Origin of the sequence: Paragemmobacter kunshanensis, from assembly GCF_011059185.1 — a bacterium.
GTDB classification, from domain to species: Bacteria; Pseudomonadota; Alphaproteobacteria; order Rhodobacterales; family Rhodobacteraceae; genus Paragemmobacter; species Paragemmobacter kunshanensis.
This window is the reverse complement of the sequence record NZ_JAALFE010000024.1, coordinates 1-26,628: the sequence shown is the minus strand read 5'-3', so window position 1 is coordinate 26,628 and position 26,628 is coordinate 1. Positions and strand designations below refer to the sequence as shown.

Genomic DNA, 26,628 nt, shown 5'->3' with positions numbered 1-26,628 from the left:
GTGGTCATTCCCCGGGAACGGCAAGCCGCCATTCATGCCTCGCGGGTCTCGTCGGCCCTGGAGAAATGCGCGATCTGATCCGCATGCGCCTTGGCAAAGGCCGGCCGCGCGCAAATCCGATTGATGTAGGCCTCGGTTGCGGGATAGTCGCCGATCGCGCGAATCCAAGGCGGACGCAGGACATCGGCCATGATCAGATCCGCCGCAGTAAAGCGATCGTCCACCAGCCAGTCGCGCGCTGTCAGGACGTCTTCCAGCACGGTAAGACGGGCCCGCAGCCAGCCCTCCAAGGGGTTCTCCGGCGGGGACGACAGTCCGACGAACCACCAGGGCACGCTGACCATCTCGACCGAGTTCAGGGCCGCGAGGACCCAGGACAAGGTTTCCGCCCGCAGTGCCCTCTCCCGCGGCATGAGCGTTTCGCTCTTCTCCGAGAGGTGCAGCAGGCAGGCGCCGCTTTCGAACAGGCTGACATCCCCGTCCGTCAAGTAAGGCACCTGCCCGAAGGGCTGCATGGCACGATGCTCGGCCCCGCGATCCTCGAAGGGGACGGAGCCGACGCGATAGCTCAGTCCGGCTTCTTCACAGGCCCAGCGGAGCCGCAGGTCACGCACATAGCCCCGCGGCCCCTCCGGCACCCAGTCGAAGGTCCAGATCGTCAGCTGCTCTGGTGCCGTCTGGTTCATGGCGTCAGGCCTTGTCTTCGAAGATCGGCGTGAAGCTGCCCCACATCATGCGCTTGCCATCGAAGGGCATGTCCATCTCCTGCCAGCGCGGATCGGTTGCCATGCTGGCGCCGCACCTGTCGTGGCTTTCCTTGTCGGGCCAGATCATCCACGAGAAACAGACCGTCTCGCCGTCTTCTAACGCGACGGCCTGCCTGAAATCGGTGTGCTCGCCCGCGGGAACTTGATCGCCCCAGGTCTCCATGATTTGCAGGGCCCCATATTCCTTGAAGAGCGGCCAGGCCTTGCGGGCGCTTTCGATGTAGGCCTGCTTGTTCCCGTTCGGCACGGGAGTCAGAAATCCGGCAACGTAGGTCATGCGAGTTCTCCTTGTTTCCTTTTAAGCTCCGCCATCCATTCATCGAAGCCGGGCGGCGGATTGCCCGTGAAGCCGGCAAGCTGATCGGTCAGGGCCTGTTGGAAGGCCGGCCGTTCGGTGGCACGCGCGACATAGTCGGCAAGATTGGGGAAGGCTTCGACGAGGCCCGCGCCCTCGATGATTCTCAGAACGCTGACCATCATCAAGTCGCCGGCGGAGAAACCGCCGCCGAACCATTCAGCTGTGCCGAGGCGATCGGACGCTTCCTGCAGGCGTTCGTTGATCCGCTCATCGACGCCGGGAAGTCGCGGCTTGGCCCAGGGCTCGGCCACTTCAAAAATCGTCATCTGTGCCCGATCCATGATCGGCGGCTCCAGAGTGTTCAGCGCGGCAAACAGCCATTCCAGCGACAAGCTCTGACCCGCTGGCTCCGTCGGCCGCAGACCCGGGAACCGCTCTGCGATATGCCAGACGATCGCCCCGCTTTCGAACAGCGTGAGATCACCTTCCTCGTAGGTCGGAACCTGGCCGAACGGTTGCAGCGCGCGGTGCGCGGCTTCCTTCTGTTGCCCTTGTGAGAGATAGCGAACGGCGTAGTTCTGGCCCGTTTCCTCAAGTGCCCATCGAACCCGCAGGTCACGGACCTGTCCTTGGGCAAAGTCCGGCACCCAGTCGTAGGCGGTGATGGTGATGGCGGCTTCGGGATCAACCGGCATTGGACACCTCCGCCGGACCATTCTCGACGGCCTCGGCGCTCATCCACATGGGCTCCCAGATATGGCCATCGGGATCCGCAAAACTGCGTCCATACATGAAGCCGTGGTCCTGCGCCGGGCATGGGTCGGCCATGCCTCCGGCAGAAACCGCCGCTTCAGTAATGGCATCAACGGCTGCCCTGTCTTCACGGCTGATGCAAAGCAGCACCTGCGCCTCCTGCGCCGGATCGACGCGGCGACGATCCGTAAAAGTTGCCCAGAACTCATGGGTCAGCAGCATCACGCAAATGGTGTCCGACAGGACCATGCTGGCCGCCTGGTCGTTGCTGAACCGCGGGTCCAGGGAAAAGCCGATGGCCTCGTAAAATTCGACAGATCGCCTCAGGTCCGCGACCGGCAGGTTCACGAAGATCATTTGCGACATTGCCATTCCTCCCTTGCCGTATCGTAATTATGGACAGCGTAGCGGCATGAGATTACAAAAAGCAACTATGAAGAAACAAAAAGTAACCATGTCGGCGAAATCCCCCCACGGACGGTGGTATGCAGATGCCTGCGGCACTGCCTTCGGGCTTGAACTTCTCGGTGAACGCTGGGCGATGCTGATCGTGCGGGAACTCATGTTCGGGCCACGCCGTTTCAGTGGCATCCGCGCAGATCTGCCTGGGATCAGCGCCAAGGTGCTGACAGAACGCCTTGCCGGCCTGGAGGCCAATGGTGTCGTTGTTCGGTCCACCGCCCCCCAGCCAACTCCGGCGCAGCTTTATGGCCTGACGGAATGGGGATACGCGGCCGAGCCGATCCTGCAGGCGATCGGTCGCTGGGCCGCCGCATCGCCATTGCACGACCCGACGCTGCCACTCTCCCCTGTCTCCTTCATGCTGTCATTGCGCACCATGCTGGATACGGCAGCCGCACGCGGCACCTCCCTGGTCATAGTCTTTGAAATCGGGACGGCGCAGTTCACCGCACGATTGGATGACGGCGCCATGCCAGTGGAACGCGGCGCGGCGGAACGGGCTGGCCTCCGCTTCAAAGCGCAAGCCGCGCCACCCCTCGCGGCTGTCTTCTACGGGGACGTGGCGCCAGAGACTGTTGGCGTACAGGTTTACGGCGATGCCGCGCTGTGCCGAGACTTCGTCGCGCTCTTCAACCTCCCGAAGGCCCAGGCGAACGTGGCCCGCCCTCGACCGGGAGAAGACTGACAAAGCCTGTGGCTTGATTAAACTGGCCTCTGTCAGATCTGCCTCGGCTCCCCAAAGCGCCGGTGTCATCTGTTGACTTCGGCCCGTTGGTGCCGTTCACCGGGTTGGCCAATGCTGCGCTGCGACGTCCCTAGACCGGTCATTGGTGACACTGTGTAGCGTGGTCCGGCAAGCCAACCTCAACAATGCAGGACGTTCCTGCCGGTCCCTAAAGGTGCTGCTCGCTGTGGGTCGACCGGCGGCGATGCGGTGCAAGCGGAACAGCTGCATCGCTCACGTGCTACGCAACGAGACCGCTGAACCGGCCGCGATGAGTTCGCGTTTCGACGACAAGCACGCCATCCTCGATCCCAGCCCGGCGGATCGGTGCCTTGGTTAGCGCAACGCCCAGCAGTCGGCCCGCCTCCGTTAGCACCCGCACGCCCTTATTCTCGACTAGCAAGACCAAGCCTTCGTCGACCAGCAAGTCGCACTTGGTCGTGCAGTCCTGCAGCCCCACTAGGCGGTCTCCTTCAAGCACGTAAAGCCGGGTGAATGTCTGGATGTAGAGGTAGCGATCCGTCTCCAGGACCCGGATCGGCGCGCTGCCCACATCGTATAGAGCGATCGGCTTGCCGGAAGCATCAATGCGCAGGACCCGTCCCTGGGAGGTTCCCAGCAACACCGAGTCGCCACGCCCCGAGAAGGCCGCAGCCTGAAGGCGGTCAGGACCGCCGCCGGTCATGAACGTCACGGTGGCGGAGAACGTCAGCAAGTCCTTGGCACTTCCCTTACCCTGCAGATCATCGTGGCTGGCCCCAGTCAGCGTCTCGTAAGCCGCGTTGACCGCCTTCATCCGCTCCTCGTTGCCTGGGCTGAGGTCCGGGTGCAGCTTACGCACTAGACCGCGGTATTGCCGCCGGATCTCATCCGGCGTTACCGGCAGCGCAAGCCCAAACTCTCCGAGGGCCTCCTCGATTTCCACGGCGGTTCCCGTATGTCCGCCTATGCCGCCCAATTCAAAGGTCTGATGATAGGCCTCTACCGGACGCTCGGGCATGCGGACACCCCAGAGGGGCTTTCCGTCCCGGTCGATGCACCACGCTTCATCCACATGTGTGTAAAGGTAGCGGTCTCGGTTAGGGCTAAGCGCGATGCAGTTGAGCGCCAAGTGGGGTTCGCCCCAAAGGATACCACCTTCCCCGTCAAGATCGAGACGGCGGCGCCCTGCTGCGACTTCGGGCGTGGCGGAAAGGTCGGTCTCGAAATCGACCTTCAGGTCCTCACCATAGACGGTCAGAATATTCGTTTTCGACCGTGTCGCGAAGCCTTGGCCCTCGGGATGAACATCAAGCGCATAGATCGGACGCTCCAGTCGTTCGATCATCGGGGTGCCGTCCTGCTCGGAGGTGAACATCACTGCACCCGGCGCACCGAGACTTGCCTCGGACTTTGCAAGATCATCAAAGGAAAGGACACCGCCGCGCGTGGTGAAGTGTTTCCGGAAGGCAGGGTCCGGGCGATCCGCGGGTGCGATCGCCTCTACAGTAAGTTCACGCCAAACGCCTTCGGCATCCTCGAATGTCTCAGAGGTCGCAGGCAGCGTAAACTGGCTGCTCCAGGCCTCCGGGGATGGTGGCAGCGGCAACAAGGTCAGCTTGTCGAGGTTGAGTTCGATGAGTTTGCCCGGCTTGGATCTGGCCTGATGAGACCCAGGACGCGGCGGCTCGGTGTAGATTGCCGAAGCGTCCTTGGCACTCATCTCGACGCCATCTACGTAGAGCGCGTAGGTCTTTCCGTTCTTGGCGCGGGTGATCTCGCCAGCCTTCTCCAGCCACGAGATCAGGTTGCTGACAAGGCGGCCATCCTCGGCGCCCACCTCCGACTTCATCTTGTTCTGCAAGATGCCAGGCTTCGCTGCGACAGCCTTGCGAATAGCGTTGAAGAGGTCGATGGCGGCAAGATGCTTTTCGGCATCGGCGCGGTATTCCTCGAGATGATCGAATTCTGATACCAGATCATGCAGCATCGCCAGTCCCTTCCGGTCACCGGTGATGGCCAGCATGGTGCCGCCTTGAGTGAGCGCGGGCATGCTCAGGCTGAGCCTCTTGCCGTTGCCTCTGGGATCCTCGAGCCACTTGCGAATGAGTGGCAGGCTCTTGCGCGCCGCGGTTGCTGCGTCCATGTACCTGCGATCCGATATACTTTCTTGCAGGGCCTGTAATTGGCTGAAGTAAGCCTGCCCTGGCATTTCATGGGATTGTGCCTCAAGGCGCTCCCTCGTTTCCCGTTCAAAGTCCTCAAAACGGCTGCGGCGCTCACTGTCCACGCCATCATCGCCTGAGCCGGCCGCCTCGCTAATCACAGGAAGATCCTTGTTCCGCCCTGCAGCGTTCTTTCCCCCGAACATCTTCCTGAAAACGCCAAACACCATGCCCCACCTGCCTTGTTTAAATATGGTGATAGGGGCGTCCTTCACTCGGCCTGTCAATCTCCCGCTTCAATTAAACGAAGGCTCAAGCTTCGTTGCGACAGATCGCTTTGAGTTCCATGCCGAACTGGGGCACTGCGACGCGCTCGAGGCCAAAGTGAGGCAGCCAGACCAACGAACGGCCCTTTGCAGACGTTGGCGCGACGATCTGATGCTACGTCGCGGCTTCACCACTGCGGACATTCGGGGTGCCTGCAGCAATCTTCCTGTCCGAGCTTGAAGCAGGCTTCGCGCGGATTGCGGGTTGGCGTCGCGCAGAGTAAAAAACTCCGAGCAACACCGGGAGGTATTTATGGACCAGTCCGATCAGGAACTCGAGCGTCTCAGCGCGCTGTTGCATGCGCTGCCCATCGAGAACATGCCCATGACGCTCAGTGAACTTGATGGCTACGTAGTCGGTGTTCTTGCCTGCCCGGATATGATCCCGCCCTCGGAATGGATGTCCCATGTCTGGGGAGAGACAGGTGAGGCAAATTTTCCCGATCAGAAAACCGCCGAAGCCACGGTCGGTGCGGTCATGGCTCACTACAACTCGGTTGCGGAGGCGATGACCCTCTCACCTTGGATCGAACCCATCTACGAGGTTGACCCCAACAGTGATGAGGTGATGTGGGAGCCTTGGATCGATGGCTTCACTCGCGCTTTGGGGCTAAGACCGGATGCTTGGGATCGACTGCTCGCTCAGGCCGACGAAGAGACGCGGACGACGATGATCTTCTTGATGGCGCTTCAGGAAATATACACTGGCCACAGCAAGTTCACGGATGAGGAGATCGACGAAATCGACCTTGAAGCACCCAATCTGATCCCGAACTGCGTTGCGACGATACTCTATCAGTCTCGTCCCGAGCTTTCCCGCATGGAGCCCGCAAATCGTTCCGAGATGCCGTTCAACGCCGGTCCCCGGCCCGGGCGGAACGACCCATGCTCCTGTGGGTCGGGCCGCAAATACAAGCAATGTTGCGGTCGGAACTGACCGATCGCCCAAGTCTCTCACGGCCCATAGCCTCCGTTCGCCAGGAGCACCAACGCCGCAGCGCGGCTTCCCCAAACCGTTCATTCAAGGCCCCGCGCTGCACGGGCAGGCAGGCGGAGGTCGGCAATGCGGGACAAAGGGTGCATTCGCTGCGGATGCGCAGATGGCTGCTTCAGGTTTGGCGCACCGATAGGACATTGCAGCAGGTCGCGCCGGTTAGTCCGTATAGCTTTGGCAGGCATCAACTCCGTTGGCTGTCGAGGCAAGTAGCTGATCTGCATCACGGATGAGATCGGCGACCCGCCTGTCCGCCAGACGATACCGAACGAAGCGGCCTTTGCTGCGGCGACTGACCAGCCCGCATTCCAGCAGACAGCGCAGATGGTTCGAGACGTTGGGCTGACCCAAACCCGTATGCCCGACGATTTCCTGCACGTTGCGTTCGTCCGACACCAGCGCATCGAGGATCGTCAGACGGCTGGGATCGCTTAGGCCCCGGAAGAGCTTTGCCCGCAGTTCCAGTGTATCGGGTGCCGAAAGATCGTCTTGAATGTTTTGCGCTGTCATATCATTATCCACTGATACGTTAGCAGCGTACCTTTTCGCCCGCCACCACAAAAAGGATCGCACATGAGCCAGCCCGATAACAGCAAGTTGGCGACAGCCTCCTCCCCGATCCGAATGCGGGTGCAAGGCATGGACTGCGCGAAAGATGCCGCCGAGATCGAGCGCGCGGCCCGGTCTGCGGGCGTGGCCGAAGGCGACGTGAAAGTGTCCGCCGCCACCCACATCATGACATTGCGGATCGCGGACGGCGATCTGCCGAAAGTGCGGCCCGCGCTCGACGCGACCGGCTACGGTTTCGAGAAGATCGAGGACGGCGATACATCGTCCGATCCGGCCTACAAGGACCCGAGCTATCGCCGCGCGCTCTGGATCGTGGTCGCGCTCAATCTCGGATACGGCGTGGTCGAAATGTTCGGCGGGTTCCTGTCCGGTTCGCAGGCGCTGAAGGCAGACGCGCTCGATTTTCTGGGCGATGGTGCGATCACGTTTCTGGGCCTGCTCGCCATCGGCTGGAGCCTGACATGGCGGGCGCGGTCGGCGATGATCCAAGGCGTGTTTCTGGGCCTTCTGGGCCTTGGCGTTGTCGGCAGCACGCTCTGGCGTGTCCTCAACCAGACCACGCCAGAAGCCGGGTTGATGGGAGCCTTCGCGGTAGGTGCGCTGATCGTAAACATCCTCGCGGTGCTGCCGCTGCTAAAGCACCGCAAGGGTGATGCCAATATGCGAGCCGTCTGGCTGTTCTCTCGCAACGACGCCATCGGCAACCTCGCCGTGGTCATCGCCGCCGGGCTGGTCGCGTGGCTTGGCAGTGCATGGCCCGACCTGATCGTCGCGTTCGCGATCGCGGGGCTTTTCCTGCATTCGTCGTGGATGATCATCCGCGATGCCCGGAGTGACTTGGTGGAAGCTGACTAACTCCATCATGGTGCGACGCGCCGGACGAAAGCCGACATTCGCGCGCCCCGCAGCATCGGTGAGTCTGGGCTCGAAGCCCACGTCGGCAGGTAGGTCTTCGCACGTCCGGTCTCGGCTGGCGAACGGCGTACGCCGTTCGCCGAAGGTATCAAATGTCGACCGACTCCGCGATGCTCAGAGCATCCTCAAGTTCAACGCCCAGGTACCGGACCGTACTGTCCACCTTGGTGTGACCGAGCAGGAGCTGGACCGCGCGAAGATTGCCTGTTTTGCGGTAGATTTGTGCAGCCTTGGTGCGCCTCAACGAGTGCGTACCGTAGCCGCTCGGCTCGAGACCGATCGCCGTCACCCACTCTCGGACGAGCCGCGCGTATTGTCGCGTCGAAATGTGCGGCCTGGCGTGAAACCGGCTCGGGAACAGGAAGGCGCAGCCGATCATCTCCGGCCGCTTCACCCACTCCGAGATCGAAGCTCGGGTGTTTTCCGTGACTTCGAACTGAACGGGGCGGCGCGTCTTGCTCTGGATGACCGATACGCGTTCGCGGACACGATCGCCGACAACGAGCTGGGCGACCCTCAGACCGACGAGGTCGCAGCCCCGCAACTTGCTGTCGATGGCGAGATTGAACAGAGCGAGATCGCGAAGGTTGCTCGCGAGTTCGAGGCGCGCACGGATCGCCCAGACCTGTTTCGGCAGCAGAGGCCGTTTCTGGCCAACGAGCCTGCCACGGTTCCAAGGGCGTCGCTTCGGCTTGATGGCGGGGAGTTGGATTTTGGACATGAGACTTTCTCCATCCGTCCCTCCCGGCCCAGGCGTCAACATCGCGTGACCCCGAGATATTAAGCGATGTCGCGAAGGACCGGTGAAGAAGATTGGCTCCGGGCCGCCGCCGCCGCGCTGCCGCAAGGCCGCACCGAGCCTATTCCGTTGAAAAACTCGCCCCAGTAGCCTCTGTGGGTGTGTCCCGAAATTGAGCGCGTGTTGGCCGGCCTCTATTCAGCAGGCGATTTGTGGTGGGGGTAGGAGCTTTGCGAGCTTCCGGAGGTTCTGGGCGGTGGCTGCGAGGTGGAATTCGTCGCGCGCGCCGAGAGGGCCCCGCAATCGAAGACGGTTCAGCCCCAGGATCCGCTTCAGATGGGCGAACAGCATCTCGACCTTCTTCCTCAGTTTGCAGGAGATCGCGTATTCCGTGGTCTGAGCGATCTCACGGGCCCGATCGCGGGATGGCTCGTAGATCGACCGGAGCACCTTGCGCGCAGGCGCCTTCGGGCAGCAGCGTGCTTTCAGTTCGCAGACATCGCAGTCGGCTTTGCTGGCCCGGTAGCGCAGCATCCCATGCTCGTCCGGCTTCTGCTCTCTGGCCGTCGTGAAGGCCCGACGGTTCTGTTTCAACTCCTTGCCGCCCGGACAGGTGTAGGTGTCCTGCTCGGCGTCATAGGTGAAGTCGGTGCGTTCAAATGTTCCATCCCGGCGAGTCGAATTGTCAAACACCGGGATATGAGGCGCGATCCCGCGCTGGCGATCCAGCCAGTCCAGCATCTCGCCCGTGCCGTAGGCAGTGTCGGCGATCAGGCATTCTGGTTGTAGAGCGAAGGTATCGCTCACACGATCAATCATGGTGCGCACCGACCCGACTTCAGCCTGGCGGATCGAACGGGAGGCCTCTACGTCAAGGATCACGCCATTGTCGGTATCGATCAAGTAGTTGGTGGAATATGCAAAATAGGCTGGTCCACCCCGTGCCCCGGTCCATTGTGACGCGGGATCGGAATGCGAGGTGAACTTCGGCTCGACCGGGCTTGCCGCGCCGAACGCCGCATCATCGAGCGTAGCCAGGTATTCCCTGACCGCCTTGGGCACCTCCTCGGGATCGATCTTGTCAGGCTGCCAATCCGCCTTGGGCGTTGAGTTCTGCCGGTTCGCGTCCGCTTTAATGATGCTGGCGTCTGCCGCAAAGCGCTGGCCGCTTGCCAATCCCTCCGCGATGCAGCGGGCAACCACCGTTTCGAACAGATGGCGCAGCAGATTGCTGTCTCTGAAACGGCCATGTCGGTTCTTGGAGAAGGTCGAGTGGTCCGGCACCGGGGCGGTCAGATCGAGGCGGCAGAACCAGCGGTAGGCGAGGTTGAGATGGACCTCTTCGCACAGCCGACGTTCCGAACGGATACCCATGATGTAGCCAACAAGTAGCATCCGGATCATCAGTTCGGGATCAACCGACGGTCGCCCGGTGGAGCTGTAGAACGGGGCCAGATGCTGCCGGATATCGGCCAGATCGACAAACCGGTCCACCGCCCGGAGCATATGGTCGGCCGGGACATGTGTCTCGATCGAGAACTCGTAGAAAAGAGCGCCCTGCGCTTGCTGTCGCGATCCCATCATCGCCGTTCATCTCCACCTGCCACGTGGAAATTGAATCAGCGACCAAGGCTTCACGCAAGCTGCGTTTTTCAACAGAATAAGCCCTTTCAAGACATTCCCGGCGTAAGCACAGTCCCCTGATCAGACGGCGTCCTGGAGCAGCGGACGCAGCGCCACCTCGACCCTTTCGCGGGAGGCAGGCTCGAGCGGCAGGATCGGACGCGGCGGGGTGATGCGCCCGAGACCGAGGATCTCCGCGATGGTAAACATCACGCGGAAGCTGCCGAACTCGCGGAACAGCGCCCAAAGGGGAGCGAAAGCGTGATCGATGCGCTCGGCTTCGGCCGCATTCCCGGCCTGAGACGCGCGGGTGAGCGCGAGAGCGGGTTCCGGCAAGAGGCCGGCCACGACGCTATACCAGCAGGCACCGCCGGCGAGCAGCGCGTCCTTCGCCCCCCAGTCGCCGCTATAGCCCACGGCGAAGCCATCCGGCGTCACGGCCCGCTGGCTCCGCATCTCGCCCGCGTAATCGCTGTCCGCCGGCAAAGGCATCTTGACCGCGGCCACGTTCGAGATTTCGGCCAGACGCGCGATCAGGTCCGGGCTGAAGGTGAATTTGGTGGTGCCCGGGTTGTTGTAGATGCACAGGGGCAGCTCGCCGGCCGCGGCGACGGCCTCGAAATGGCGAAAGACCTCATCATCGGTCAACGGCTGATAGGACATGGGCGCAAGAAGCAGGCCGTCCGCCCCGGCTTTCCGGGCGTCTCGCGCGAGGTCCTCGGCAACATCGGTCGTGAGAGCGCCGACACCGACGACAAGCGGTGTCCGTCCCGCCACGCAATCTACGGCGGCCCGGAGGGTCCGCTTGCGCTCTTCCGGTGTCAGGTAGGCGTATCCACCGGTGCTGCCGAGCAGTCCGATGGAATCCGCTCCCGCAGCCACGATCCGCTCGAGGAACCGTTGCAGAAGCTCGGATTTCAGCTGCCCCTCGTCATCAATGGGCGTGAGCGGGAAGGCCGAGAGGCCGGTGAACAAGGTCATGTGAACATCTCCTTCAAAAGCGTGACATGAGCAGGCGCAGGCCGGCGAACCCGAAGAAGGCGGCCAGAACGCCCTCGATTCCGCGTCGGGCCCGCCGGTAGAGGCGGATCATCGGTTCCGTGGAAAACACGACCGCGTAGCCGGTGAAGATCATCACGCTCAGGATTGCGCAACCTGCCAGAATGGTGGCCACATCATGCCAGGATGGCTCAGCACCGAGGCCAAGCGTGACGAGGGCGATCCAGGCCAACACGGCTTTCGGGTTCGCCAGATGCATGATCAATCCATGACGGTAGAGCGCGGCCGAGGACGGAGGAGTATCGGATCGTGCCGGTCCGGTTGAGGTTGCCGGGTTGGAAGACAGCGCATTCTGGGCTGCGCGCCCCGCGAGGTAGAGCAGGTATAGGCCGCCGCAGATCTTCAGGAGGATCAGGGCCTCGGCATAGCGCGCGAGCAGCGCGGAAACACCGGTGGCCGCAGACAGCCCCCAGAACAGCGATCCGGAGATGACGCCCGCCGCCAGGGCCAGCCCGGCCCGGCGACCATGGTTCATCGCCACGCCCATGATCCGAAGGGTGCTCGGACCGGGGCTCCCGGCCGCGATCACATAGGCGGTGAAGACGACGAGCAGGTGGTTGAAATTCTCCATGACGTGTCCTCTCAGGTTCCGGCCAGCAGCTTGAAGGCGATGAGCCACATTACCAGCGCGATGAGCGTCTCCAGGACGCGCCAGGCCGCTGGCCGCTCGAACACCGGTCTCAACTTGGTGGCACCGTAGCCGAGAGCGAAGAAGAACACGAACGACCCCAAAATCGCGCCGATCGCGAAAGACCCTTGGCTGTCGGTGAACTGCGTGGAAATGGTCCCCAGCAGGACGACCGTGTCAAGATACACATGGGGGTTCAGCCAAGTGATCGCGAGGCAGGCGATCAGCGTGCGGAAGAGATCGGTCATCGGCAGCGAGGAATCCGCGGCCAACGCCTCATTCGAGCGCAACGCGGACAGAAGACTCTTCACGCCATACCAGATCAGAAAGGCCGCGCCGCCGTAGCGCATCACCGGCTCGAGCCAGGGCAACCACTCCGAGACGGTGTGGAAGCTGGTCACCCCGACGGTGATCAGGATCGCGTCCGAGACCGCGCAAGTGAGACAGACAGCCAGGACGTGCTCGCCGCGCAACCCCTGTCGCAGCACGAAGGCGTTCTGCGCGCCGATCGCCACGATGAGGCTGAGGCTCATCATCATGCCGGTGAAAAAAACTGCGACATCCATATGTGGGCCTCTGGTTCAAAAAAACTGCCCTTGGACTATTCGGTCGCAGTAGATTAGACAAATTAAAGACGCTGATGCCAATAAAGGAAAACTAAATAGCTGTGGACTATCCAGCTCTTCGCGCCGTCGCCGCGGTCGTCAGGACCGGCAGCTTCGAAAGAGCCGCCGCTTCTCTCAACGTGACCCCGTCGGCTGTCTCGCAGCGCATCAAGCATCTCGAGGAACGCCTCGGCGCGGTGCTCATCGAGCGTGGAACGCCATGCACCGCCACGGACAAAGGCCTTGCGCTTTGCCGGCACATGGACCGCGTGGGGATGCTCGAAAAGGATCTCATGGAACATCTGCCTGAACTTTCCGGGGCGGAAGGTGCCGGACAGGTAACCCTCAACGTGGCGACGAACGCCGACAGCCTCGGGACCTGGTTTCTCGAGGCCATCGCCTCCTTCACCAGGGCCACCGACTATCTCGTGAATGTGGCGATCGACGACGAGGACCATACCGCCGACTGGCTGCGGCGCGGTCGCGTGCTTGCCGCCGTTACCTCGCTGGAACGTCCTGTGCAGGGGTGTCGTGTCACGCCGCTCGGTGCGCTGCGCTACCAGGCGACGGCGAGCCCCGACTTCGTTGCCCGATACTTCCCTGACGGCCTCACGAAGGAGGCGTTCCAACGCGCGCCCGCTCTCACCTTCGACCAGAAGGACCGGCTCCAGAACGTCTGGGCGCGCGAGGTTTTCGGGCAAGACATGTCATTCCCCACGCACTGGCTTCCTTCGACGCAGAGCTTCCTTGAGGGAAGCCTCGCCGGCATGGGGTGGGCGCTCAATCCGGTACAGCTCGCCAGACGCCATCTCGAGCGCGGAGATCTGGTCGAGCTCGCCCCCGGACAGATGCTGGAGCGGCACCTGTTCTGGCAGATCAATCGGCTGGCCGCCGACCAGCTTTACGAGCTGTCCCGGTTAATACTCACGGTAGCGCGGCGGGAGCTCAGCTCGCAAGCATGACGCTCATTGGAAACGACAGCTTGGTCCGCTGTGCAGCCACTGCTTCTGAGAAATTTTCTACATTACGCACGAACGACAGGATCCACAGCTGCGATGCGGCATGAATGTTTGCTGCGCCGAAGCAAACATTTCGCTGCGTGCGCGCGCAGCGCAAAATTGGCTCTTCCGTAATGGGCTCGAAGCGGACCTGCGGCAGCGCGGCGGGAACGCTCGTTCGGGTTGGACTTTGGCCGTCGCTCCCGGCCCATTGCTGCCGTTCGTTAATTACCACGGATGTTGCGGTGCGGCCGTCAGACCGGACATTCGCTGCATCCGCACAATCTATACGATCCCAACTGCCCAACGAGCGAGCTATTTACCGTTCTGATCTCTCCCAATAACCATTTCGGAAGCTCCCTTGACCTCTTCGAAAACGATCTCAGGCACAACAACTTCCCAATCATCGCGTTTCAGCAAATGATGAAAACGCTCATCGGCATCCTCTTTGCGCCAATATATGATGGCCGCGATCTCGCCGGTGACGAATTTCGTGCGGGCGGGTGGCGCGAACGCTTTTGACATCCGCCCGAGGGCCCGCCCCCGGGCATCCTCGATCTGCCAGCGATCCCCGACCTGGGAGAGCCTGACCGGCGCGCCGACCTCTGCTTCGGAGATCGCAGCATGAACAATGTGCCGATCACCTTGGCGTCCTGCGAATGACAGGTCGACCATCTTCATTTCGGGCGATTGAAAGAACCGGCGCGGGCCGGGGACTGTCGCCAGGTCGGGCACCACATGCCGCGTGATCACGGAGGGCGACTCGTTGGGAAGGTATTCGTGATTGTCGTTGCTCATGACGATCAAATTGCGCCGCGCACGTGTCATGGCGACATAGAACAATCGCCTCGGTGCGTCCTGATCTTCGTTTCGCGAGGGCCGCTCCCAGCCGCCATCCATGATCACGACATCGTCGAATTCGAGGCCCTTGGCGCGGTGCGCCGTCAACAGTTTGAGGCCGCGCTGCTCGCCCCATGAATCCTTCGACCATTCGGCAAACCATTCAATCACGTCAGGGGTCGGGAGCGCCTTTCCGTCAACTTCGCGCGCAAGCTGGCCAAGTCCCTCGCCGATCCGGTCAGTCCAACGGCTGGCGGGTATCGCGTTCAGGATTTCGGTCAGATCGTCCAAGCTGACCATGGCCCCGCGCATTTCGCGAAGGCCGCCGATAAACCCCTGCATCTCACGAGTGCGCCACAAGCTGGGCAAGTTCTCGTTCGCCATTTCGACAGGAATTCCATGCGCCTCGGCAAAGTCGCGGACCGGCAAAAGCTTGCGCCAATCACGAGAAATGATGGCCGCACCCTTCCAGCTCCAATCCGGGATCAGTTTGGACAGGCGGAGCATCTCGCCAACCGCCGCAAGCGCCTGAGCGTCATTCCCTGCCGGGCAACCCAAAATCTGGACCCGCCCCTGCGCAACCGGATCGAGGCTTTCCATGAGCCCCCCGGCCGGGCCCCTTTGCCGCGATTGATCGACGGTAATACCATGCCCTGTTTTCATACGTTCCCGAGATCCTTCGATCACCGCGTTCGCTGCGCTGATGATGTGCTTCGACGAGCGGTAATTGTCGGTCAGAAAGATCGGCCTGGCTGAATAATCCTGTTCAAATTGCCGGATGTGTCGCACCGATGCACCGGCAAAGGCATAGATGTTCTGGTCGTCATCACCGACGGCGAAGAGGCTGATCCGTTGATCCGGATCGTCGATGCTGCGCCCCGCCACAGCCGCGATCAAGGCGTATTCCTCGGGCCCCACGTCCTGATATTCATCCACGAGAATCCAGCGAAACCCCTGAATCAAGGTCTCTCGCAAGGCTTCGGCCTCGACCTTGTCCAGACCGTCGCCACGCAAGAGACGTGCCGCATCGGTCAGAAGCGTCTTGAAATCAGGCTCATCCGCTCCTGCCTGTCCGGCGAAGCTCGCGCCAACCAGCCGCATGGCCAGGGCATGGATGGTCAGGACCGTCACGAAGCGAGCATCCTCGCCAATCAGTAGACGCAAGCGCTCCCGAATCTCGGCGGCCGCATGACGATTGTAGGCGAGCACCAATATACCGTTTGGATCTTCGCGCTTGATCCTGACCAGATAGGCGACACGATGGACGAGCACCCGTGTCTTGCCCGATCCCGGCCCCGCAAGCACAAGCACATTGGTCTGTTCGCGGTCGTCACGCACGATCTGCTCTTGTGTCGAATTCCCCAGATTGTCGACGATCTCGGCATAGGACCGGGGCGTCGCCTGCCGTCTGAACTCCGACATCTTCCCCGACATCCAGGCTTTCATGAAGTCGGACTGTTCCAATACGAAATAGTCATATGCGAACCGCTGCGCCTGATCGATATCGTCGATGCCTTTGGTCGCATAGGCAGCCATCACGTGGGTCTGGACGGTCTGTTCGCTGTAGTGGTCTTCCAACGGCGCAAAATGCTGGGCGGTAAAGTTGCCCCCTTTTGGATTGATGTGCAACGTCATGGCCGAGCGGAATATGGACAATCCCTTACCCAGGGTTACGACCTGCTGTTCATGCAGCCACAAAAGCGCGCGATCCATCAGCTTCGACGGATCATTCACGGACGCCCGCAAGAGCGCGTCGCTGTTGATTGCAGCAAGAAGGTCGCCAAGCGTGGTCTCGACAGGAATGTCTTTCCCCTGCAGGCCGGCCTGAACCTTGTCGATCAAGTATGACACCAGACGTTCCGCCGCCTGGCGGCGCAGCTGAGCGGTCTGCTCGATGACCGCCCAAGATCTTTGCAGTCGCACCATGAGACTGCCTTTGGAGGCCTTGCGCAGGCCGATATTGCCTTTGCCGCCATCCATGTCCCGGCCATCCTGCGAAATTCCGCGGAGCAGCCCCTCGACAATATCGGGTCGCACGGAGGCGTGTCCCTGCTCTCGCAGAGCCTGCGCCACCGAGGCCAGATGACACGGCCAAGCCTCGCCGATCTCCGCGTCTGGCGCTTGCTCTCTCAGGGTCGCGATCAGGTCGGCTTCAAGGCGGGATGCAGCCTCGAACCGTTTCGGGGAGGCATTCTTGATACGCACATGCACGAAGATTGTGATGTTTGTATCATCCTTTGCGATCCCCAGTGCCTCGAGATCCGCCAGGGCCTTGCGCACGCCCGACACCGCGAGCCCACTGACCCCGCAAAGCTCGTCGGTGGTGATGCCCTCTTCCTGCGGCGCGTTGATGATATGCTGCACGATGGCGGCCAGATCCTGGCGGCGCCGCTCGGTGATTTCGGCGGAGGCAAGGATTTCGCGGACCTCCTGCATGCTCTTTATCCGAAGCGAGGCGGGAAACACCTGCACCCGGTTTTCCTCGCGATTGAGAAGATGCGCCTCTTCCAGCCAGGCAACGGCCGTTTTTACCCGCGTATCGTCGGTGTTGCTGTCTCGCTGGAAATCCCGGTCTTTTTCCTCGTGGACAATCTCACCCGGCGTAGCAACGATCTCACCACCTTTTCCGGTCCTTGCATCAAGGCGCCGAAGCGCTTTCAGGATCGCACCGATTTCGTGCCGCGCAAGCCGTGACCGCGCGCTGAGGCTGAACTGACGATCGACGTCTTCAGTGTTATAGAGAAGGACGCAATTTGCTGGATCGCGGTCCCGTCCGGCGCGCCCTGCCTCCTGCAGGTAGTTTTCCAGCGACCCCGGCACGTCCCCGTGAACCACCAGACGGATGTCCGGCTTGTCGACCCCCATACCAAAAGCGTTGGTGGCCGCGATAACGCGCAGATTGCCGACACGGAAATCCTCCTGGATCTCACGTTTGTCATCGGCGCTGAGGCCGGCATGATACCGTTCGGCAGCGATGCCCTGTTGTTTCAAGAACTCCGCCACGCGCTCGGTAGCGTTTCGGGTCGCGCAATAGACGACCGCCCCAGAGACACCCTCGCGCGGAAGCTGCGCTTCGATCGTGTCGAGGATATCCGTCATCTTGGTTGCCCGCTGCGTTGGCAATACTTGGAAGCTCAGGTTCGACCGCGATGCGCCACCGTCGATTAAGGCCAGCTCGGCCCCCAATCGCTCTCTGAAGTGGCTGCGAATGTCCTGCACCACGTCCGGTTTCGCCGTTGCGGTCAAGCAAAGCACCGGAGCCGGTTCGTCGTCTGAGCTTTCCTTGATAAACCGCGAAACGTAGCGATAGTCGGGTCGGAAATCGTGCCCCCATTTGGACACGCAGTGCGCCTCGTCCAGCACCCACAGCCCCACCTCGCGCTGTGCCAGAGCGGACCGGACTGTTGTGCTGCGCAGTTGCTCGGGCGAGATCAAAAGGATCGCGGCATCCCCAAGCCGCACCTTGTCGAGCGCATCCTGACGCTCGGGCAAGGACAATAGCCCGTTAATCGTAACCGCCGAGGAAATTCCGGCCCGCGCCAAGCCCTGAACCTGGTCTGCCATCAGCGCCACGAGCGGCGATATAACGACGGTCAAGGCCCCGGTCTTGTCGAACCGAGACAGCGCGGGGATTTGATAGCAGATGGATTTGCCCGTGCCCGTCGGCAGGATGCCCAGCAGGTTCTCGCCGTCCATGGCCGCCGCAACTATCTTTTCCTGAAGCGGGCGTCCGTCCTCGTCGACCGGTTCCGGGCGGAAACTCGGGAAGCCGAACCAGCGTTTGAGGGCACGGGTGGGATCGTTGTGCTCTGCGCAATAAGCACAGTACGGATCACGGCAATTCGTGTCCCGCAAGTCTTTGACGAGCCGTGCGGCGTCCCGAAATTGCGCCCGCACCCAGGGCGGCATGACAGAATCCCCGCCAGCCACCGAAATCCAGGCAAGAGCATATGCCATCGGCCAGCCCAGCCCAGTGTCCGAGAGCCGCTCGAGCACAGCCTCCACCTGGGCGCCGCAGGCTGCCTCTTTTAGCAGCGCCCGAATAGCCCTGTGAGCTTCCTCTTCCGTCGGAATGGACGCCCCACGCATGTCGCTGAACAACCGATCAAATCCATCGCTACTGGGCCCTCGGCAGCAGAGCCAGTGATAGGCCAACATCGTCTCGGGCGACAACGTGTTCAGCGATACCAAGGCGTCGATCTGTTTGCGAAGAACCTCGAACACAAGACGCGCGTCGAACTCGGGATCGTTGACGTGACCACTTTGAAGCCGCCCATCGTGGTAGTGTTTGACCAGACGGTGATAGGGATTGCGCGGAAAAGCCAAGGGGTTAAGCCACAGCGTGTCGATCGGTCCATCCGCGAGCTTTGCGAAGCGCGGCGACACCGCCATGAGATGCGGCAAGTCGTGGCGTAGGATATTGTGCCCGATGACATGCGCGAAGCCTGCGCAGAACAGGTCGAGTTTTCCAAGCGACGCCCTCGGATCCCCTTTCCGATGAACGATCCCCTCTCCTTCACCTTCGGGCACGGCGGCGAAGGCGAATATCCGGGCTTCTTTGGGATTGACCTCCAAATCAACCGACAGGCAGCGCGAAAGGATTTCATATTGGTCCCGCGTCCTTTGAATACCCTTATTGATCGGCGCATCAGCCTTTGGTTTTTCGGGCTGCTGTGGTCGACCGCGGGCAAGGGCTTTCGATATGCCTCGGGAAATCATTTTTTTCATACTGGCAGGTTTATTCCCAAGGAACGAGATCTTCAGACGACATTTGACCAAAGATGTTCTCTCGATGCCATGCCAGATTTGCAGGGTGCGGCCAGTTTCTCTCGTCTTCGGGCATCCGGATTTTTCCATCCGGACGTAAAAGCCGGTCAACGACGTCGCCCGGAACTTTGTTGCGCGAAACGAGGATTGTCTCGTCGTCATCGGCGACCGAGATCAGCCCACGATCGAACATCCAATGCAATGTGCCTGACAGAGCCAGCCCGTTCCTTACGGAGTCGCTGCCGTTATGTTCGACGGGGCGGATATGGGCTGCTTGCACCTCCGGGCGCCCTCCGCCGTTTCTGAGCATTAGCCCGGACATGGCACAGCGGTAGTCGTAAGCCTCGCGCACCTTCCGGCGGAACGCGACGTCCCGGTATGGGCGCCGTGTGAGGCGTTCCAAGACCGGGCGCTCGAAGATCGCCGCCTTCTCGGCCACCTCCGCCCCCTTTGGATCGTATCGTGATGCCTCTTGCCTCTCGAGGTCTTCAGGAAGCCCTAGTCGCACAATCCGAGCGAAATCCTCATCCGGGAGACGCCGCACCGCGAGCTGCACGGCCCCACCTTTCTTCGGCGTTCCATCTGGCTCCGTGAGAGCCTGTTCCAATGGACTGCCGTTGATCAGCCTTGGAACTTCAGTATCAAGCGGCAGGAAGCTGCCCGGTTCGATCATGGCGAGGAACCGACCCTCAAATCCGGGCTTCGGGATCACATGCTCGATCTTCGCAACCGCGAAATACCCACGTGGCCCAGCTTTCACTGGCTCATAGTAAATGACCCAGTCGCCCACGGCTTCTTGGACAGCCCTGAGATAGCTGCGCGGAAAGTCGTAGACGACGTCAGGTTCGTCATCGTAAATAGAGTCCGCTTTATGTAGCAGCACGAGCTTTGTCATGCTCTTATGGAATACTATCCTGGACAGAAAACAAGCGGCCAATCGCTGTAAACCACCACAAATCGGCTTACCGCATACCCGCCAAGCTATTAATGTTTCGCGCTGTTAAATACACCAAGTTTGAAGAAACCTCCTATCAAAACTCAGCCGAATACAGAATGAATACTTTCACACACATTCGTTCGCAGCAGCCGAAAAAAGAGTAACGCTTGGCGCATCCCCCCAACGACCGTATGCTACCAGCCTCCCGCTCACAAGCGCCGCAGGTTCGGCGCATGCCACCGGTGCCATGCTTGCCGATGCAATCGTGACATTGGTCCTAACGGCCCAGACCGGACGCTCACTCGCTGTCACAATGCCGCAATGCGGCCCGTCATTGCAGCCCTTCGTGCATCGCGCAGCATTTTGGCGGCTTGATCGTCGGTGTGCGGACAATTCTGCCTTTCCGCTTGGAATACACGGACCCTCTTTCGGCCCAAATTCGATCATTGAGTCGAAATCCATCTGGTGACCGCTTGCACCATATGCATTTGAATATATCGCCATGATGCCTCAAGCGCCGAGAAACGCGATCAGGAGGCAAATCTGATGCCTGTATAACGATACAGTGGGACCGATCAGCTTGATTTGCGAAGATTACAGCGACAAGATGCTGGATAAGACAATCCACATGGAATGGTCAGTTTATCCCGTCATGATACGTGCTGCGCCTTGGTTTTACCAAGCACTTCAACTTTTTACAGCTGCCTCGATCGCCTTGATCCTTGCGGCGCAGCTTGGCTTGCAATACCCGTTCTGGGCAGCGATGCCAGTCTGGGTAGTGGCGCAACCTTATCGTGAAGACCTTATGCTGCGGGCAGCATTGCGAATTGCCGGAACGATATTTGGCGCGGCCATCGGTTGGTTCACCCTGACCATGATCGGAGATTCGGCGGTCAGCATCCTCGTGTTGGTTGTCTCGGTCGGCGCCGGTGCTGCCGCGACTTTCTGGATCGGAACGGTCTACAGCTATGGCGTGTTGCTGGCCGCGATCACGGTGGCGGTGGTGCTAATCCCGGCGCTGGATCATTCGGTCGATACCACACAGCTCGCCGCCGATCGGATCTGGTGCACGCTTATCGGCGTTGTCATGGTCACCGCGATTACCTTTGCCTTCACCCCGCGTCGTCCCGAGCCGCCGCCCAAGCGCGTCGCCCCGCCGCCGTGGGTAACCCTGAGGCACGGCGCCATTGCCGCAGGTGCCGCTCTGCTTGGATTGGGGCTGTTGAAGCTGATCAGCGGGCCTGCAGGGATCTCGGCGGCGATGGCGCTGTGCATCTTCAGCATGCTTATTGCGGGTAGCCGCAACCCGGCGCCGATCCTGCGGCACATGCCAGTGGGCGCCACGATCGGGGTTGCAGCCGCGTTGGCTTATCGCGCGCTCGACATGATCCTGCACGACCCGGTCGGTATGGCGGCACTACTGGCTGTGCCCTTCATAGCTATTGGCGCCGCGCTGCGCAGCCATCCGCGCACCGCCGCGATCGGACTTGATGCAAACATGTGTTTCCTACTCGCCGCCGAGGCAGGCGCTGCGGGACATGGGTTCAGCGCGCATTTCCAAGGCGGCATCGCGCTGGTTCTGAGCGCGGTCTTGTGCACGGCGTTGTTCCGCCGCATCGGTGTGGTGCCGTAAGTTGCCCACCACATGATAACCAAACCATCCATTCTCAATAATTGAGGCGTTTTGTCTTATGATGACACCAGACCAAGTGGCGGACTGATGAGCGATCTTGCCGAGCAGCAATCTGCGAGCCAAAGGACCGCCGCAAAAGAGCAGGCCTGACCAAGAAACCTAAGCGCCTGACAACACTACACCCTCTTTCAAGGTGCAGGTCGCATTTTGATCCGAGGTGGGTTTCGTACTTTTGATATCATCAGTCGCTGCAATGCCAAATAACGGTAAAAAGGGGCTTAGAGCCGCCTTGCGGCAGTGCGGCATGCTTTCCTAAGTGCCCCGCCCCTCTGATTGACTTGAACGGCCCACAGGAGACATTCACCGGGCTTGTCTACGCCAGATTGCAGCTTCACCAGAACAGCCGTTCATGGATTGCGCAGGATTTTCCAGAAGCGAAGGACTGCCCCTCGGGCAGTCCGGACGCCGGATCGCGGAGCCGATTTTTCCGCGCAGCTATGCAGCTATACGGAGCGAGGTGCTAAAGCCACCGTCTCACGTTGCGCGCGTAGGCGTCGAAAGCCGGGCCAAACTGGCGGCGCATCTTGGCTTCCTCGAAAGGGACGTGGACCCAATTCGCAATAGCGAATACCAAGATTGGGGCGACGAACATAAGTATAGCGCCTGTCGCCACAGCTACTCCGAGGCTGAGGAGAACGAGTCCCAGATACATAGGATTGCGGGTGAACCGAAATGGTCCGTCGGTGACCAGCTTGTTGTTGGTAGCCGAAGTGGAATTGATCTGGGTGCCTGCGCGACGGAACAATATCAAGGCCCAAACCGGAGCAATGAAACTGATCGCGATGAGCCCGATGCCAACGGAGAGGCTATGAGCCCAAGGCACGATGGGCCACCGGGCCATGTAGCTCGCGCCCGCCGTGAGGATCAAGATAAGGAGGGCCCATATCGGTGGCGGAAGCTTCAGCATGTTCAACGACCCTCCGAAGCGCTTCGGCACTCTACAGCCAACTAAAGATCAACTATAACAGCTTTGCCTGTCAAAGACATTCGTGACTGATAGGGACTAAGCCGACATGCCTCGGTGCAGCAATACTGTACCCAGAGGAGCGATGTCACTCAACACGAACGGCGCGGAGCCGCCGCTCATCAGGGTTGCCTGCGTCGCAGTGCAGCTGCCTGAGAACAGACATTGGTTTGCGCAGCATCTGCCAGTCGAGCGGCTGTCGCTCGGCTCCGAGCCTTGAATTACTGACGCTTGATACAGCCTACGTCCGGCCCTTCCATGGCACCAGCCAATCCTCTGCCTTGCGCATCAGGATGTCGATGCTGAAGCCGATCACACCGATCATGATGATCCCCATGAGGACGATATCGGTCAGTTGGAAGCGACTGGCGACCATGATCATCATGCCCGCCCCCTTCTCGGCTGCGACCAGTTCTGCCGCGACCACCGTTCCCCAGCACACACCCATGGCGACACGCGCACCGGTGAATATCTCTGGCAGGGAGTTCGGAACGATCACGTGTCGCAGAACCTGCCAGCGGCTTGCACCCAAAGAATAGGCAGCATGTACCTTGGCGATCGCCACGCCAGACACGCCCGCACGGGCCGAGATCGCCATGATCCACAGTGCCGCGAGAAACAGCAGGATGATCTTGCCGCTTTCTCCGATACCCGCCCAGATAATGACCAGCGGGATCAGCGCCAATGGAGGCACCGGGCGCATGAATTCCACGATCGGATCGAACCAGCCGCGGAACCAGCCGCTGAGTCCCATGGCATAGCCCAGCGGGATGCCGATGAGCGTGCCGCAAAGGAAGCCGACGATCACGCGGAACAGCGACCAGTAAAGATGCTCCCACAGGGTGAAGTTCTGGTAACCTTGGGTCAAGATCTCCTTGATCCGGGCCACCACGGCCTCGGGTGCTGGCAACCAGATCGGCTCCATCTGCATGCCGGCATAGGGAACGAAGTTCAGCGATCCCTTGGACGTGACGGCCACTGTCCCGTGCGCAACCTCGACCCGGCTTCCGGGCGATACGGGCTGGCCGTCGATCCCGACGACCCGGGCACCGTCGCTGCGGGTGATCTCGTCATTCTTGTCGACCAGGATCAGGCCCGAACGCCAGGCAGCAACCGCGATGGAATCATTCCTGGCGAAACCAGTGCCCGGCTCCACTTCTTGCGGTTCGCCCTTTTGCCCGGCAGGAAAGACGCGGGCATAGACTGTGGCATCGTCGCGTGTGCCATCCGCGGATTCCACCGTGTAAGTGAATTTCGTGTCGCCGGTGAACGGTCCCGGCGCGTGGAATGGCACCCAATTCGAGCCGGTAAAGGCCCCCCAGAGCAGAAAGAGCGTCAGGACTGACAGGATACTGGCCCACCTGTCAGGCCGCACCGCGCTTTCGTCACCGAAGGTCACTGTCTTGAGCGAGGTGAAATCGCTTCGGACATTGATCCTGCTCATGACCAGACGCACCGTGACAAATGCCGCGCTGAAGGCGGCGATGTAGATGATGAGAACGATCATGCCGTTGCCTCCTCGGTGCGGCCCATGATCTCTTCTTCCATGTCCCAGATCATAGACAGAATCTCCTCGCGCTTTTGGCCGAATTCCGGATCGCGCTTGACGGTGCGCAGGTCCTTGCCCACGCCCTCTGCTGCGAATGGCAGGCGGTATTCCTTGTGGATGCGTCCCGGTCGCGGCGCCATCACCAAGAGCCGCTCACCCAAGAGCAGCGCCTCCTCGACCGAATGGGTGATCAGGATGATCGTCTTGCCGGTCTCTTTCCACAGCCGCAGGACCAGCCCCTGCATTTTCTCGCGGGTCAGCGCGTCCAGCGCTCCCAATGGCTCGTCCATCAGGATCACATCCGGCTCGTTCGCCAGGCACCGCGCGAGGGCGACGCGCTGCTGCATGCCGCCCGAAAGCTCGTATACCGACTTGTCCTTGAAATCTCTGAGGCCAACCACGTCGAGCAGGTGGTTCACATTATCCGTGTAGTCTTTCTTTTTGCGGCCCGCCATGCGCGGCCCAAAGCTGACATTGTCACGCACGCTCATCCATTCGAACAGCGCGCCTTGCTGGAAAACCATCCCGCGCTCGGCACCTGGGCCGGTCACGGCATGGCCGTCGAGCGTCACGCTGCCCTGGGTCGTGGCGAGGAACCCGGCAAGGATATTGAGCAGTGTTGTCTTGCCACAGCCCGACGGCCCCAGAACGCTCATCAACTCACCGCTGTTGATGTCCAACGACACGTCCTTGAGCGCCTGCACGTAACTGCCACCGGGAAGATCGAACCGCATGGACAGGTTATTGATTGAAAGTGTCGACATAAGGCACCACGCACCCTTGATTGCATCAATGTCAGAAAGAACCGGTGCGCATTGATACGCACCCGCTCAATTCGGGTCGTCACATGTTTCCGGCCTGCTCCAGCGGGCCGGTGTTGACGTTGCCGGAGTAATCATCCTTGGCGGCGTCGATACTCCCGGACGCCACGAACACATCGGCCACGTCCTTCATGAAGGATTGTGCGCCGCCGCCAAGCCATTTCTCGCCAAGTTGTTCTTCAATCGTAGGAAATTCGAAAGTTTCCATCGAAGCAGCGGCGGCATCTTCGTCCATCCCGGCATCCTTGGCGATGACGGGCAGCATCTTGTCGGTGTTCTCGCCGCTGTTCCACATCTTGTTCGCCTCGGCTGTCACGCTGAGGAAGGTCGCCACGACGTCAGGGTTTTTGGCGATAAAGTCGCTGGGTCCGGTGGTGACGTCAAAGATCAGGATACCAATATCCTCTTTTTCCGCGCCGGTCATCAGGGTGTTCCCGTGTTCCAACATGCGCCGGAAGCTTCCGCCCCAGCCGCAGGCCATGTCTACCGAACCCTGCGACAGCGCAGCCGCACCTTCCGGCGGGGACATGTTGATGACCTGCATCGAGCCGATGTCGACGCCGAAATGTTCCATCTGCTTGATGAAGCTGAAATGCGCAGGAGTGCCCATAGGCACGGCGACCTTCTTGCCGGCAAGCTCAGCGGCATTGTCCTTGTCGATCTCGAGCGCTTCGCGCACCACGCAATTCTCGTTTTCGGCGTAGGTCAACGCGACATCCACGATCTGCAAGTCCTGGCCCGCGCTTGTCGCCACCACAAAAGTCTGCACGCCTTGGCTGACGGACAGTTGCACATCGCCCGATGCCATCGCTGCGCTCATTGCAGTGCCGGTATCGAATGCACGCCACTGAACTTCCATGCCCAGGGCTTCGTCATACATGCCTTCGACCTTGGCGTATTGGAACGGCATCGGCCATTCCTGAAAATAGCCTACCGTGATCTGCTGCTGGGCCGCCGCGCCCTGCGCGGCAAGCGCGGCGACGACGCTCGCCAGAATTGACATCCGTTTGGTTCTGTTTTTCATCGTGATCCTCCTTGTTTGATCCTGGTGCTGAGGTTGCGTCATCGCCAAGGCAGTGTATCACTTGGCGCCTTGACTGGAGTTCGGTCAGGACCTGGGTCGGCCTGACCTTCCCGAGACTGGCGGAACGTGACTACAAGGCTCAGTCATTTGTTTCATTGCTCGTCTACCGGATATGATTTGAACGGCCGCCGCGTATCGTGCCCAAGGCTTCCATGAAATACCCGGGACGATCGACGAAAATCCGGTAGATGAAATAATTTGAAAGTTATACTTGGCTATTTTAGAACTAAACCGTCACCCACCTCAGGAGGTCTTGCGATGTCCCGCCGCGCTACATCCAAGGATCTTAACCCCACATTCTCCAAGTAAGTCGCTGATTTCGCTGTCGTAATCGTGATATTTCGCATATAAATCATGGCGTTGACGGC

Annotated in this window: 23 protein-coding genes; 5 read left to right on the top strand and 18 right to left on the bottom strand. The window is 60.7% G+C overall.

Annotated elements, in window-relative coordinates; genetic code table 11:
• Positions 1-32: 32 nt before the first annotated feature.
• From G5V65_RS18305 to G5V65_RS18290, 4 genes are read right to left on the bottom strand one after another with little or no spacing between them, the layout of a single operon-like run.
• A complete protein-coding gene (locus G5V65_RS18305) occupies positions 33-686 on the bottom strand; it encodes a glutathione S-transferase family protein (RefSeq protein ID WP_165053037.1) in 654 nt (217 codons plus the stop codon).
• A gap of 4 nt (positions 687-690) precedes the next feature.
• The gene (locus tag G5V65_RS18300; protein ID WP_165053034.1) at positions 691-1,044 is read right to left on the bottom strand and encodes a DUF1428 domain-containing protein; all 354 of its coding nucleotides are present in this window, start codon (positions 1,042-1,044) and stop codon (positions 691-693) included.
• Positions 1,041-1,760 (bottom strand): glutathione S-transferase family protein, encoded by a 720-nt coding sequence (locus G5V65_RS18295; RefSeq protein ID WP_164198103.1) that lies wholly within the window; start codon positions 1,758-1,760, stop codon positions 1,041-1,043. The genes G5V65_RS18300 and G5V65_RS18295 overlap by 4 nt, the downstream gene beginning before the upstream one ends.
• Entirely contained in the window at positions 1,750-2,175 is a 426-nt protein-coding gene (locus G5V65_RS18290; protein ID WP_241250640.1) for a VOC family protein, read from the bottom strand. The genes G5V65_RS18295 and G5V65_RS18290 overlap by 11 nt, the downstream gene beginning before the upstream one ends.
• Positions 2,176-2,230: 55 nt before the next feature.
• Here G5V65_RS18290 and G5V65_RS18285 point away from each other — a divergent pair, with 55 nt between their 5' ends.
• Positions 2,231-2,965 (top strand): winged helix-turn-helix transcriptional regulator, encoded by a 735-nt coding sequence (locus tag G5V65_RS18285; protein ID WP_241250639.1) that lies wholly within the window; start codon positions 2,231-2,233, stop codon positions 2,963-2,965.
• Positions 2,966-3,245: 280 nt separating this feature from the next.
• Here G5V65_RS18285 and G5V65_RS18280 read toward each other — a convergent pair whose 3' ends face one another.
• On the bottom strand, positions 3,246-5,423 hold the full coding sequence (locus G5V65_RS18280; RefSeq protein ID WP_343162862.1) for a DnaJ domain-containing protein: 2,178 nt from the start codon (positions 5,421-5,423) through the stop codon (positions 3,246-3,248).
• Positions 5,424-5,727: 304 nt separating this feature from the next.
• On the opposite strand from G5V65_RS18280, the gene G5V65_RS18275 reads away from it, so the two are divergent.
• Positions 5,728-6,411, top strand: a complete 684-nt coding sequence (locus G5V65_RS18275) for a UPF0149 family protein (protein ID WP_165053028.1) — start codon at positions 5,728-5,730, stop codon at positions 6,409-6,411.
• 216 nt (positions 6,412-6,627) lie between these two features.
• Here G5V65_RS18275 and G5V65_RS18270 read toward each other — a convergent pair whose 3' ends face one another.
• Entirely contained in the window at positions 6,628-6,978 is a 351-nt protein-coding gene (locus G5V65_RS18270; protein WP_007803330.1) for an ArsR/SmtB family transcription factor, read from the bottom strand.
• 63 nt (positions 6,979-7,041) lie between these two features.
• Here G5V65_RS18270 and G5V65_RS18265 point away from each other — a divergent pair, with 63 nt between their 5' ends.
• Positions 7,042-7,893, top strand: a complete 852-nt coding sequence (locus G5V65_RS18265; protein WP_007803328.1) for a cation diffusion facilitator family transporter — start codon at positions 7,042-7,044, stop codon at positions 7,891-7,893.
• Positions 7,894-8,041: 148 nt separating this feature from the next.
• Here the strand turns inward: G5V65_RS18265 and G5V65_RS18260 are convergent, their stop codons facing one another.
• The 5 genes from G5V65_RS18260 to G5V65_RS18240 form a co-directional block, all read right to left on the bottom strand.
• A complete protein-coding gene (locus G5V65_RS18260) occupies positions 8,042-8,674 on the bottom strand; it encodes a tyrosine-type recombinase/integrase (RefSeq protein ID WP_111772732.1) in 633 nt (210 codons plus the stop codon).
• Between the two features lie 216 nt (positions 8,675-8,890).
• The gene (locus tag G5V65_RS18255) at positions 8,891-10,276 is read right to left on the bottom strand and encodes an IS1182 family transposase (RefSeq protein WP_165053025.1); all 1,386 of its coding nucleotides are present in this window, start codon (positions 10,274-10,276) and stop codon (positions 8,891-8,893) included.
• A gap of 120 nt (positions 10,277-10,396) precedes the next feature.
• Positions 10,397-11,296 (bottom strand): dihydrodipicolinate synthase family protein, encoded by a 900-nt coding sequence (locus G5V65_RS18250; RefSeq protein WP_165053022.1) that lies wholly within the window; start codon positions 11,294-11,296, stop codon positions 10,397-10,399.
• Between the two features lie 13 nt (positions 11,297-11,309).
• Positions 11,310-11,945: a LysE family translocator gene (locus G5V65_RS18245; RefSeq protein WP_165053020.1), complete on the bottom strand. Its 636-nt coding sequence runs from the start codon at positions 11,943-11,945 to the stop codon at positions 11,310-11,312.
• 11 nt (positions 11,946-11,956) lie between these two features.
• The gene (locus tag G5V65_RS18240) at positions 11,957-12,568 is read right to left on the bottom strand and encodes a LysE/ArgO family amino acid transporter (RefSeq protein WP_165053017.1); all 612 of its coding nucleotides are present in this window, start codon (positions 12,566-12,568) and stop codon (positions 11,957-11,959) included.
• Between the two features lie 95 nt (positions 12,569-12,663).
• Between G5V65_RS18240 and G5V65_RS18235 the strand changes: the two genes are divergently transcribed.
• Complete coding sequence (locus G5V65_RS18235; protein WP_449301105.1) at positions 12,664-13,569, top strand: LysR family transcriptional regulator ArgP; 906 nt, start codon at positions 12,664-12,666, stop codon at positions 13,567-13,569.
• Here G5V65_RS18235 and G5V65_RS18230 read toward each other — a convergent pair.
• From G5V65_RS18230 to G5V65_RS18220, 3 genes are all read right to left on the bottom strand, one after another.
• Positions 13,553-13,840: a hypothetical protein gene (locus G5V65_RS18230; RefSeq protein WP_165053011.1), complete on the bottom strand. Its 288-nt coding sequence runs from the start codon at positions 13,838-13,840 to the stop codon at positions 13,553-13,555. The genes G5V65_RS18235 and G5V65_RS18230 overlap by 17 nt on opposite strands.
• Before the next feature lie 80 nt (positions 13,841-13,920).
• The gene (locus G5V65_RS18225) at positions 13,921-19,173 is read right to left on the bottom strand and encodes a RecQ family ATP-dependent DNA helicase (RefSeq protein ID WP_241250638.1); all 5,253 of its coding nucleotides are present in this window, start codon (positions 19,171-19,173) and stop codon (positions 13,921-13,923) included.
• A gap of 10 nt (positions 19,174-19,183) precedes the next feature.
• Positions 19,184-20,107: an HNH endonuclease gene (locus tag G5V65_RS18220; protein WP_165053008.1), complete on the bottom strand. Its 924-nt coding sequence runs from the start codon at positions 20,105-20,107 to the stop codon at positions 19,184-19,186.
• A 649-nt stretch (positions 20,108-20,756) separates the two neighbouring features.
• Here G5V65_RS18220 and G5V65_RS18215 point away from each other — a divergent pair.
• Positions 20,757-21,782, top strand: a complete 1,026-nt coding sequence (locus G5V65_RS18215) for an FUSC family protein (RefSeq protein ID WP_165053005.1) — start codon at positions 20,757-20,759, stop codon at positions 21,780-21,782.
• A 520-nt stretch (positions 21,783-22,302) separates the two neighbouring features.
• On the opposite strand, the gene G5V65_RS18210 is transcribed toward G5V65_RS18215, so the two are convergent.
• The 4 genes from G5V65_RS18210 to G5V65_RS18195 form a co-directional block, all read right to left on the bottom strand.
• Positions 22,303-22,749 (bottom strand): methyltransferase family protein, encoded by a 447-nt coding sequence (locus G5V65_RS18210; RefSeq protein WP_165053002.1) that lies wholly within the window; start codon positions 22,747-22,749, stop codon positions 22,303-22,305.
• 298 nt (positions 22,750-23,047) lie between these two features.
• On the bottom strand, positions 23,048-24,313 hold the full coding sequence (locus G5V65_RS18205; RefSeq protein WP_165052999.1) for an ABC transporter permease: 1,266 nt from the start codon (positions 24,311-24,313) through the stop codon (positions 23,048-23,050).
• Complete coding sequence (locus G5V65_RS18200; protein WP_165052995.1) at positions 24,310-25,119, bottom strand: taurine ABC transporter ATP-binding protein; 810 nt, start codon at positions 25,117-25,119, stop codon at positions 24,310-24,312. The genes G5V65_RS18205 and G5V65_RS18200 overlap by 4 nt, the downstream gene beginning before the upstream one ends.
• Positions 25,120-25,198: 79 nt before the next feature.
• The gene (locus G5V65_RS18195) at positions 25,199-26,200 is read right to left on the bottom strand and encodes a taurine ABC transporter substrate-binding protein (protein WP_165052992.1); all 1,002 of its coding nucleotides are present in this window, start codon (positions 26,198-26,200) and stop codon (positions 25,199-25,201) included.
• Positions 26,201-26,628 lie beyond the last annotated feature (428 nt).

Excerpts from the sequence above, each read along its gene's own strand:
- G5V65_RS18305 (WP_165053037.1), bottom strand. The coding sequence starts at position 686 with ATGAACCAGACGGCACCAGAGCAGCTGACGATCTGGACCTTCGACTGG.
- G5V65_RS18300 (WP_165053034.1), bottom strand. The coding sequence starts at position 1,044 with ATGACCTACGTTGCCGGATTTCTGACTCCCGTGCCGAACGGGAACAAG.
- G5V65_RS18295 (WP_164198103.1), bottom strand. The coding sequence starts at position 1,760 with ATGCCGGTTGATCCCGAAGCCGCCATCACCATCACCGCCTACGACTGG.
- G5V65_RS18290 (WP_241250640.1), bottom strand. The coding sequence starts at position 2,175 with ATGATCTTCGTGAACCTGCCGGTCGCGGACCTGAGGCGATCTGTCGAA.
- G5V65_RS18285 (WP_241250639.1), top strand. The coding sequence starts at position 2,231 with ATGAGATTACAAAAAGCAACTATGAAGAAACAAAAAGTAACCATGTCG.
- G5V65_RS18275 (WP_165053028.1), top strand. The coding sequence starts at position 5,728 with ATGGACCAGTCCGATCAGGAACTCGAGCGTCTCAGCGCGCTGTTGCAT.
- G5V65_RS18270 (WP_007803330.1), bottom strand. The coding sequence starts at position 6,978 with ATGACAGCGCAAAACATTCAAGACGATCTTTCGGCACCCGATACACTG.
- G5V65_RS18265 (WP_007803328.1), top strand. The coding sequence starts at position 7,042 with ATGAGCCAGCCCGATAACAGCAAGTTGGCGACAGCCTCCTCCCCGATC.
- G5V65_RS18260 (WP_111772732.1), bottom strand. The coding sequence starts at position 8,674 with ATGTCCAAAATCCAACTCCCCGCCATCAAGCCGAAGCGACGCCCTTGG.
- G5V65_RS18255 (WP_165053025.1), bottom strand. The coding sequence starts at position 10,276 with ATGATGGGATCGCGACAGCAAGCGCAGGGCGCTCTTTTCTACGAGTTC.
- G5V65_RS18250 (WP_165053022.1), bottom strand. The coding sequence starts at position 11,296 with ATGACCTTGTTCACCGGCCTCTCGGCCTTCCCGCTCACGCCCATTGAT.
- G5V65_RS18245 (WP_165053020.1), bottom strand. The coding sequence starts at position 11,945 with ATGGAGAATTTCAACCACCTGCTCGTCGTCTTCACCGCCTATGTGATC.
- G5V65_RS18240 (WP_165053017.1), bottom strand. The coding sequence starts at position 12,568 with ATGGATGTCGCAGTTTTTTTCACCGGCATGATGATGAGCCTCAGCCTC.
- G5V65_RS18225 (WP_241250638.1), bottom strand. The coding sequence starts at position 19,173 with ATGAAAAAAATGATTTCCCGAGGCATATCGAAAGCCCTTGCCCGCGGT.
- G5V65_RS18220 (WP_165053008.1), bottom strand. The coding sequence starts at position 20,107 with ATGACAAAGCTCGTGCTGCTACATAAAGCGGACTCTATTTACGATGAC.
- G5V65_RS18215 (WP_165053005.1), top strand. The coding sequence starts at position 20,757 with ATGCTGGATAAGACAATCCACATGGAATGGTCAGTTTATCCCGTCATG.
- G5V65_RS18210 (WP_165053002.1), bottom strand. The coding sequence starts at position 22,749 with ATGCTGAAGCTTCCGCCACCGATATGGGCCCTCCTTATCTTGATCCTC.
- G5V65_RS18205 (WP_165052999.1), bottom strand. The coding sequence starts at position 24,313 with ATGATCGTTCTCATCATCTACATCGCCGCCTTCAGCGCGGCATTTGTC.
- G5V65_RS18200 (WP_165052995.1), bottom strand. The coding sequence starts at position 25,119 with ATGTCGACACTTTCAATCAATAACCTGTCCATGCGGTTCGATCTTCCC.
- G5V65_RS18195 (WP_165052992.1), bottom strand. The coding sequence starts at position 26,200 with ATGAAAAACAGAACCAAACGGATGTCAATTCTGGCGAGCGTCGTCGCC.